6 protein-coding genes are annotated in these 8,896 nt (G+C 57.9%); 2 read left to right on the top strand and 4 right to left on the bottom strand.

Translation table 11 applies throughout. The features are described from left to right. Positions 1-175 precede the first annotated feature (175 nt). Both B0E51_RS19360 and B0E51_RS16995 read right to left on the bottom strand, forming a co-directional pair. Complete coding sequence (locus tag B0E51_RS19360; protein WP_143525978.1) at positions 176-979, bottom strand: hypothetical protein; 804 nt, start codon at positions 977-979, stop codon at positions 176-178. Positions 980-1,267: 288 nt separating this feature from the next. After that, on the bottom strand, positions 1,268-1,588 hold the full coding sequence (locus B0E51_RS16995) for a helix-turn-helix transcriptional regulator (protein ID WP_077446068.1): 321 nt from the start codon (positions 1,586-1,588) through the stop codon (positions 1,268-1,270). 261 nt (positions 1,589-1,849) lie between these two features. Here B0E51_RS16995 and B0E51_RS16990 point away from each other — a divergent pair, with 261 nt between their 5' ends. Then, positions 1,850-4,252: a TonB-dependent receptor gene (locus tag B0E51_RS16990; RefSeq protein WP_077446067.1), complete on the top strand. Its 2,403-nt coding sequence runs from the start codon at positions 1,850-1,852 to the stop codon at positions 4,250-4,252. A 28-nt stretch (positions 4,253-4,280) separates the two neighbouring features. Further along, complete coding sequence (locus B0E51_RS16985; protein ID WP_077446066.1) at positions 4,281-6,443, top strand: Atxe2 family lasso peptide isopeptidase; 2,163 nt, start codon at positions 4,281-4,283, stop codon at positions 6,441-6,443. On the opposite strand, the gene B0E51_RS16980 is transcribed toward B0E51_RS16985, so the two are convergent. Together B0E51_RS16980 and B0E51_RS16975 are read right to left on the bottom strand one after the other, a co-directional pair. Further along, entirely contained in the window at positions 6,440-8,182 is a 1,743-nt protein-coding gene (locus B0E51_RS16980; RefSeq protein ID WP_077446065.1) for an asparagine synthase C-terminal domain-containing protein, read from the bottom strand. The two genes, B0E51_RS16985 and B0E51_RS16980, sit on opposite strands and share 4 nt — an antisense overlap. Continuing rightward, positions 8,179-8,853 (bottom strand): lasso peptide biosynthesis B2 protein, encoded by a 675-nt coding sequence (locus B0E51_RS16975; RefSeq protein ID WP_077446091.1) that lies wholly within the window; start codon positions 8,851-8,853, stop codon positions 8,179-8,181. Before B0E51_RS16975 ends, B0E51_RS16980 begins: the two co-directional genes overlap by 4 nt. Positions 8,854-8,896 lie beyond the last annotated feature (43 nt).

The following is an 8,896-nucleotide window of genomic DNA, read 5'->3' as shown; positions in this document are numbered from 1 at the left end:
GCATGGTGTGGTCTCCTCTGGCCTCGTAACCCGTGGGGAATGACCGCATCATGCGCGCACTGTTTCTTCAGTCCGCACGCAAGGCGTTGATTGAGCGAAGAGATTCGTGGGGAAACCTCAGCCTCCGGCCCCTTATGGGTTGCACGTGGAGTTTGAGCTGGCCCTTTCTTCTTTTTCACTTTTCTGGAGCCAGAATTACCCAGTCAGCATGTGAGGAAGTTGCAGGTAGTATAGATTTCACGAGAAAATGACCTACTACAGGTAAATCAATGACATCCCCTACCCCGACTATCAGATGTTTAGGGGGCTTAGCCGGCTGTCCAGCTATCGAATCGTCTAGCGAATTTATGTGATCACGCCATTCGATATTTGCATGAATTTCACCAACTGAATCGATCTTTACGGAATCAAGATTCACATCCAACAAATAGGTGTCGCCAATGATTACGGAAAATGAAGACGAATCAACGAGAGTAATAGTCGATTTATTATTTTCTTCCGCAAGATTGCCACCCACCCATACTATTTTAATAAAATCCAAACAATGAGGATAGCACCCTCCTACAGGAGGGAGGATGGAACCTTGGTTGTCAAGGTTAGATTTTGAATTAGACCGACTCGTGGTTTGTGTATCAGTATAATGCATCGAATCCACACGATAAACTATTCCATTAAACGTGATCTGATCGCCGACTCCAAGATAACGAAAAGAGTAATACCATCGAACCTTTGTATTTTCATCGTACTCAGTTACACCCAATTGAATTTGCGGCAAATTGTGTTTAAATGGAACGTTCTCGACAGCAACATCAATGCTTGTCAATGATGAAATCCGCAATGGCGCACTTCCGTTATTAAAGCGAAGCGTGTATGGCCCATTATTGTCAAATGCAAAAGCCAAAGTACCGCCATCAAAAACAAATAACAATATAACAAGCAGCAAGCCGTACATGCCGCAAATCTCTTTATTTAATTTCATATTAAACCTCAAATGCCTTATTTAATGTGGCTTCGCTTTAGATATTGTAATAAGACTTATAAATGCACCAAGTTGACTTGCTGAGAGCGTAGTGGACCCTGCAACTGGGGCACCTTTCAGAAGGCCATTTTCTCCCCATGGATTCTGTGGGATTAAAGGGGACGTGGCTAATTAATTTCGTCAACCACGTTGGTTGACCATGCCGGTGTGCTGCATTTAATTGGCCACGTCCCCTTTGTTGGCGGGCAGTAACGGCTGCTTTCAGCTCTATCGTCGGTTGCCGGCGGCCTATCGCTTCTTGGCACGCGCTTTAAGCTCGCTCACCACGGTCCGCTGCTCCGCACGCGGCAGCTTCGCAAACGTAACGATCACCTCTGCGATTTCGTCTGTATCCGCATACAGCGCCGCGAGCGGCATTCCGAGTACCTCGGCGAGTTTCTTCGCGGTGCGCAGATCGCACTCGTTGACGCCGCGTTCGTAGCGGTTGATCCGCGTGCGCGCCACGTCAGCCACGATCCCGGTGGCGACGCCCAACGCTTCCTGGGTCAGGCCAGCCGCCAGTCGGGCTGCGCGCAAGCGGTTGGCAAAGATGAGGCGGGCGTCGTCCAAAGTGCTGCCACGGGGATGTGAGTCGTAAAGCCAGCATGCAGTCTTGTCTCCACTCTGTCTGTTACGGTATAAGTAACATTGTGGTGTTGCTGCGGCAATCCACTTTGGCCGATTGCGGGTTTTCTTGGTCAGCGATACCGCATCCGCCGCCTGTGCAAGCCATACGCGAGACAGATCTTGCCCGACGACCTTGCCAACTCCGGACACGACCGGACCGGCACGCGAGAAGGGCCAACCCAGGGGAAAGCAAAGGACGCAGCCATGAAGACAAGCACGCTACGCAACGCCATTTCCATCGCCTTGCTCGTCGCCGCCCCCGGCACGAGCGAGTGGGCCATGGCCCAGGACGCCACGACGGACACGACCACGCAGAGTAGGGCGCCGGTGACCAAGGCGCCGGCCAAGACGCAACCGAAAAAATCGACCGACACATCCGCAGCGCCAGCGGCAACCAACTTGCAGACCGTGACGGTCACCGGCACGCGCATCCGCGGCGGCACCACGCCATCACCGGTCATCACGATCGGCAGCGAGCAGATCCAGCAGGAAGGTTTCGCGGATCTCGGCGAGGTGATCCGCAGCGTACCGCAGAACTTCAACGGGGGGCAGAACCCGGGAATAGTAGGTGGGGCCGAAGGCGGTGGTATCGCCAATCAGAACATCTCTGGCGGATCGTCGCTCAATCTGCGTGGCCTGGGACCCGACGCCACGCTGACACTGCTCAACGGGCGGCGGCTTGCCTACAGCGGCTTTGTGCAGGCGGTCGATATCGACTCCATCCCGGTCGAGGCAGTGGATCGCGTCGAAATCATTCCGGATGGGGCGTCGGCCATCTACGGGTCCGATGCCGTGGGCGGCGTAGGCAATGTGATACTGAAGCGCGACTATAACGGGGTGACGCTCGGCACGCGTTATGGCGGTGCGACGGATGGTGGACTGACTACTCGCGAGTACACCGCCACGGCTGGTACCAGTTGGTCCAGCGGCGGCCTGATCGCGACCTGGAAGAAGGCATCCAGCGATCCGATCTATGCCGACCAGCGCGACTATACCGATTACCTGTTCAACCCCACCACGCTCTATCCGCAAAGCGACCTGCGCAGCGGGTTGCTCAGTCTCCATCAGTCGATGGGCAGTCTCGTCGAACTGCAAGTGGATGCCTTCAGGACTGAGCGCGAGCAGCTCACGTACTACACGGCGATCCCCACCCAGTTCTATCCGGCCACGGCGGAGACGACGACTTCCTTTGTTTCGCCCAGCGTCGAGATATCGCTGCCGAACGACTGGACGATGTCCATCGGGGGAACCTGGGGTAGGGACGACGTCATCTCGGGACTATCGATAGGTACCCGCGCAACAGGGCGGCTGACGCCTATTGCCAGCAGCCTCTATCGCAACACGAGTCGCACCTACGAGCTGGGTGCTGAAGGTCCGCTGTTTGCTCTGCCCGGTGGAGATGCGCGACTGGCGGTGGGCGCCGGATACAGGACGAACAATTTCCTGCAAAGCAGTCTGGTCAGTGGAACTGTCGGCGCCGACGGCGATGACAGCAGCCGCTTTGCCTATGCTGAAATCAATCTGCCGCTGATTGGCGCGGATCAGGGCATTCCCGCCGTGCAGCGGTTGGAGCTGACCGCCGCACTGCGCGGGGAGGACTACGCCAGCTTCGGAGGGGTCACCACTCCGAAACTCGGCGTGATCTATGGACCCGGTACCGATTTCACGCTGAAGGCGTCCTGGGGCAAGTCCTTCAAGGCGCCGACGCTCCTTCAGCGATATCAAACGCAATATGCCGGTCTGTATCCAGCGGCCACGGTTGGCGGCAACGGCTACGCGAGCGACGCAACAGTACTGATTCCCTATGGCGGAAACCCCGATCTCGAACCCGAACGCGCGCGTACGTGGAGTGCCTCGATGGCGTTCCATCCCGAAGCGCTGCCGGCACTCGAGACGGAGCTGAGCTGGTTCGACATCGACTTTACTGGCCGTATAGCGCAGCCGCTCGTCTACCAGGCGCAGGCACTGAGCAACCCCGCATACGCCCAGTTCATCGACTATTCGCCGACGGCCGGCGAGCAGGCAGCCGTTATCGCGAACTCGCAGTTCAGCAACTTCACCGGCGTTCCCTACGATCCTGGCAAAGTTGTTGCGATTGCCTTCAATCGCTACATGAACACCGTCGCGCAACACGTCAAGGGGCTCGATCTCTCAGGATCGTACGGGGCCGATCTTGGCCCTGGCCGGCTGATGATCCGCGGATCGCTCGGCTGGCTGGACAGCTCGCAACAGACCACCACGGCGGATCGTGTCCACGATCTGTCAGGCACCTTGTTCTATCCAGCCAGGATCAAAGGCCGCATCGGTGCCGTCTGGAGTCAAGGCGGGCTCTCTGCTTCGACCTTCGCCAATTACGTCAGTGGCGTGACCAACACGGTGGATGGAAGCAAGTCGAGCTCATTCACCACCATCGACGCCACGTTGCGCTATGCCACCGGTGAGCACCACGGCTTCTTCTCCGGCATGGACTTTGTGCTGTCGGCGACGAATCTCTTCGACCGGTCGCCCCCGTTGTACGCACCGTCGAGCAACAACCCGCCTTACGACTCGACCAACTATTCGCCGATCGGTCGATTCCTGAGCGTCAGTGTGTCCAAGCACTGGTGATGTCATCCCCATATTCGGAGCAAGTGTCATGAATAGTTCGCAAAAGGGCGACGGATCGGTCGTCCGCACGGTGAAGCTCGCAAGCATCAGTCTCCTGACGCTGGGAGCGTTGTCAGGCATGGTGCGGAGCTTGCACGCCGGGGAGACGATTTCTCCGCGACGTCTTATCGAAGTCGTCGATATCAGCGGTCCGGTGGTATCGCCGGACGGCAGGCAGGTTGCGTTTCGGACTGAGCAGGCGTCGGTGGAGCGCAATACCTACGATTCGATGTGGTATGTCCAGAACATGGACGGCAAGACGCCGCCACGCAGGGTAGGTGAGGGAGGAGCCCCGTTGCGCAGTTCAGCAGGGCTGTCGCAACCCGCTTTCGCGGTGTGGTCGTCGCACGGCCGTTGGATCTACTACCGGGCGCTCATGGACGGGAAAGTTGGCGTTTGGCGCGCCAGTGCCGATGGTTCTAGCGCCATGTCGCTCACGAACGACCCTGCGGATGTGCGGAATTTTCTGCTTAGTGCAGATGGCAAGACGCTCAACTACAGCGTCGGGGCCACACGCGACGAGGTTATCGCAGCGGAGCAGTCGGAGTACGAACGCGGCATTCACGTCGACAGTTCGGTGCCCATCGGGCAGGGCGGTCTGTTCCGGTCCGGAAATGTTGAAGGCCGTCTTGCGACGCAGCGTCTGGATGTCATGGGCGATGGGTTCGCTCGCGTTCCGCTGCTTTCCGGAGTTCCGGACCGCTGGAAGGCGATCGATCTGGTGACTGGTAAAACACGTGACCTTGCGGCATCCGAGGTGCCATCGCCGCAAACCATCGCTTCGGCACTGCCGAAGGGGGAGTCGAAGCCCTGGAGGTTTGCACTCGACACCGTGAATCACCGAGTAGCCCTGCTGACGCGAGTGGGTGACCAGGGGAACCTGGTGCAAAAACCGGGGATCGAGCTGTCAGTGATGCTGGGAAAGAATTCTCCACGGCACATCGAGTGTCAGGCTGAGCCATGCGTCAACAAGGCGATATCGGGAGTCCAATGGAAGCCGGGTAGCGAGGAAGTGGTGTACACGGTGACCGACCCCACGGAGGGGTTGGCCCAATCCATCTTCCGATGGAATGTGAAGAACGGCGAAGTGATGCCAGTTGCACGCTCCGTTGGCCTGCTCAACGGCGGACAGCGATACGGCCTTGAGGACCCCGGCTGTGGCCTGTCGTCCACGGCGTTGGTCTGTGTGGCAGCCGATGCCAACCGGCCGCCGCGAGTTGAGAAGATCGACCTGGAGACAGGCAAGCGCCAGGTCTTGTTCGATCCCAACGCATCGCTTGCGGCTGACATCTCGGCTGACATGCCGGTGAAGCTGCTTCGCTGGAAGGATGCAAAGGGGAGGTTGTTCACCGGGCAGTTCTTTGCCGCGCGCAGAACGGGAGATCGCCCGCCCCCTCTGTTCATCGCGTACTACCTCTGCCCGGGATTCCTGCGTAGTGGGTACGGAGGCGAGTGGCCTCTGGCGACATTTGCCGAGCACGGAATTTCCGCGCTGTGCATCAACTATGGCCCTTTCAGCTTCGATGCGGTTGAGCGATACAACCAAGGTCTGTCAGCAGTAAAGAGCGCAGTGGACCTGTTGGCATCGTCTGGAGAAATTGATCGAACCAGAGTGGGAATGGGTGAACTGAGCTTCGGCACGGAGATAACGATGTGGACGGCATTCAATTCCGATCTTCTCGCCGCGACATCAATCACCGGCGCCGTGCTCTCGCGAAGCATGTACTTGCATGGAAGCCTGAAAGGGAAGGAGTTCATGTCGCGCACGCGCAAGGTGTGGCAACTTGGACCCCCTGACGAGACGCCAGAGCAATGGAAAAGAATTGGACTGGAGCTCAATTTGGACAAGATCAGGTCGCCGGTTCTGATGCAGGTGCCTGAGCAGGAATACGTGTGGTTGCTCGACTCCGCCGTTCCGCTGATGCTGGATCACAAGGCCGATCTCTACGTGTTCCCTCAGGCGCCGCACTTCAAGTTTCAACCCAGGCAGTTGCTGGCTGCGAACGAGAGGAACGTCGACTGGTTCAGATTCTGGCTGCAGGATTACGAGGATCCCGATCCGGAGAAGAACGGCCAATATGCCGTCTGGCGTGAGATGAAGGCGCATGCGTCCAATCGAGGCGACAACACTGCTGGCTCGCGTAGCGACTAGGTTTGATGACGCAGCCAATTCTCGACCGCGAAGAGAGAAAGTATCCGCGTGAAGGATTTGTCCCGCGGCGGAAGCTCCGCATTGAAGAAGCGTGTGAGCGCATCGGGATCCAGCAGGCGCTGATCGTGCAGGGCGCCTGATAGAAGGATCTCGTGCATCTGACTCTTGTTGCGCTTGAATATGGCGCCAAGATAGCCAACAAACGAGCCTTTGCTTCTGCGGTTGAGAACGCTTTGAGGTAGTACATCCGCGAATGCTGCTCTTGCAGCACTCCGGTTATGACCGCCGGATATCGACATCCAGGAGGGCACTCTGAGACATGCCTCGACGACAGGCTGAGAAAGTAGAGGCATGCGTATCCAGCGGTTCTCACCCCGATAGACCATGTCCCTGAACAACTGGTTGCTGGCAAGGTCGACGATCCTTTCCCGGTCGCCAGGCAGTGCGTCGGTCGGAGCATCGAACCACGGGTGAGCGTCTGTCGGGGCGACGGCAAGCGATGTGTTCAAGAAGCTGCGGTCTGGCGCGCAGGTTGCTTTGGGTCCCCGCATCATTTTTCGTGCGGTGAGCCTTGCGGCTTTCCATATCGTGCACTGATGCAGGAGGGAAAGATCTCGGATCGCAGAGAAGCCGGCAATCAGGCCGCGCTCCCTTATTGCGTCTGCAGCAGGGACCGCGTTGGTCAGTAGGCCGAATACCGTGTCGCCTCCTGCGCCCATGTACGAGCTTGACGCCCCGTACCGCCGGGCTGCAGCTTCCATCGCCTTGGACACCGCGTATTGCAGGATGCCCATCCTTGGGGAGACGGCATCGGGAAATGGTCTGACATCGCTGCAGGCCATATCGAGATCGAGCTGGTCGGTTTGTAGCGCTACCCCGAGATAGGCTGCCATCTGCCTGGCGTACTGGCGTTCGTCGGCACCGGGTACCGGCGTTGTCAAGTTGTAGCAGGTGACTTGCCGCCGCGCGTCCTTCAGGCAGGCCGCGACAATGGAGGAGTCTAGCCCTCCCGACAGTTCCATGAGAATAGATTCGTCGATATCGGCCCAGGCACCAACCACCGAAGCCACGGCTTTTCGGATGTCTGTGGCTGCGTCAGAGAGATTGGTGTGTCGGTGCTCCTTCGTGACGAATTTCCATGGCGACCAGTTCGAATCCGTCGTGAGATTTCTCTGGCCGATGTTCAGCGACGATCCCGGCAGCAACTCGCAAATGTCGGCAAGGCCTGTGCGACGAGTTTTGAGGTTGGGGTAGGTTAGGCACTGGGCGAGAAAGTCCCAGTCGATCCGCTTCCGGTAAAGCTCAAGACGGGTGGCCAGCGAAATGTTGGACGTGATGAAACCACCGCCGTTACGCAGTGAATAGACGCAGGGGACGCCGCCGGATGGATCGCGAGTGATGGTGGTGTCCGCGCCACGTCTCTCGTCAGATTGAACCAGGAGGTACTCACCCCAGCAGTTATCCACGATGTGTTCTCGCAGACGCTTGTTGTTTGAGAAGGTGGAAAGGTGGTCGATGGCGTCAAGTGGTGAGAAGGTGTGCGAGAACAGGTGTCCGATTGTGAACCCGCCTCCGGGCAACGGTTGGCACGGTGTCTCTTCCGAGAGAAAGAGCTTGATCGATCCAGATGTGAAACGTTCCCGCATGCCAACCATCCGCAACGCGGCTTCGATATCGGTGAGGTTTGCGAGATCCCACCGCCGACTGGCGTCGAAAAGCGCGAGGTAGCTGTAGCTCATTGGAGCACCCGTATCGGAGTGTGGGCATTGGCATGCCCGACCGTGTCGTTGAGAACCAGATCTCCGGCTTGGACCCAGCAATGCGCCGAGAACGGATCTGAGGTGACACCAAAGACGATGCTTGCGTGCAGTTTCCGCTTGACGAGGAAATTGATCATGGCGAGCGAGTCGAGCAGGCAGCTGTTTTCAACAGGCGTATAGGCGCGCGCGAGTCTGAATTCGCCAGAGGCTTCGAGGAGTAGCTGCTCGACTGCCTGGTCAGAAATGGAGCCCGGACGTAGTTGCTCGTTTGGTCTGGAGGTCACAACCGCGTCGAGGACGTTCCTCAGCGGATGTGTTCTAAGCTGCCTCCGTATCGAGCAGACGGTGATGCATACGTCGACTAGTGAGCCGAGATGAAGTTTGGCTTGGCAGGATTGTTCAAGGGCACTTCGGGCGGGGCATTCGATGTTCACAGCTGTCACCCGACCTTGCGAGCCCGAAGCTTCTACCAGGATGTTCCGCTCTACCAGATCACAGACGTCGGTATCTTCATTCCCGTTGGCGTATGCAACAAAAGGACGCTCCAGGCTGCTCGGCAACCGAAAGTAGCGGTCGTTCCGAATGTCCAGGAAGATGAGGTGATCGTCTACCCGGCAGAAAGACAGATCGTTGCGCAACGCGTAGGGCACGGTGTCCTCACTAACAAGAGAAAGGCGCACCTTTCGGTGCGCC

Source organism: Rhodanobacter sp. C05 (assembly GCF_002001165.1).
Taxonomy (GTDB): Bacteria; Pseudomonadota; Gammaproteobacteria; order Xanthomonadales; family Rhodanobacteraceae; genus Rhodanobacter.
The sequence above is the reverse complement of the archived record's forward strand: the minus strand, read 5'-3'. Positions and strand labels throughout refer to the sequence as shown.

Bases quoted from the DNA above. Each gene is read 5' to 3' on its own strand.
- B0E51_RS16980 (WP_077446065.1), bottom strand. From the start codon at position 8,182: ATGAGCTACAGCTACCTCGCGCTTTTCGACGCCAGTCGGCGGTGGGAT.
- B0E51_RS19360 (WP_143525978.1), bottom strand. From the start codon at position 979: ATGAAATTAAATAAAGAGATTTGCGGCATGTACGGCTTGCTGCTTGTT.
- B0E51_RS16985 (WP_077446066.1), top strand. From the start codon at position 4,281: ATGAATAGTTCGCAAAAGGGCGACGGATCGGTCGTCCGCACGGTGAAG.
- B0E51_RS16990 (WP_077446067.1), top strand. From the start codon at position 1,850: ATGAAGACAAGCACGCTACGCAACGCCATTTCCATCGCCTTGCTCGTC.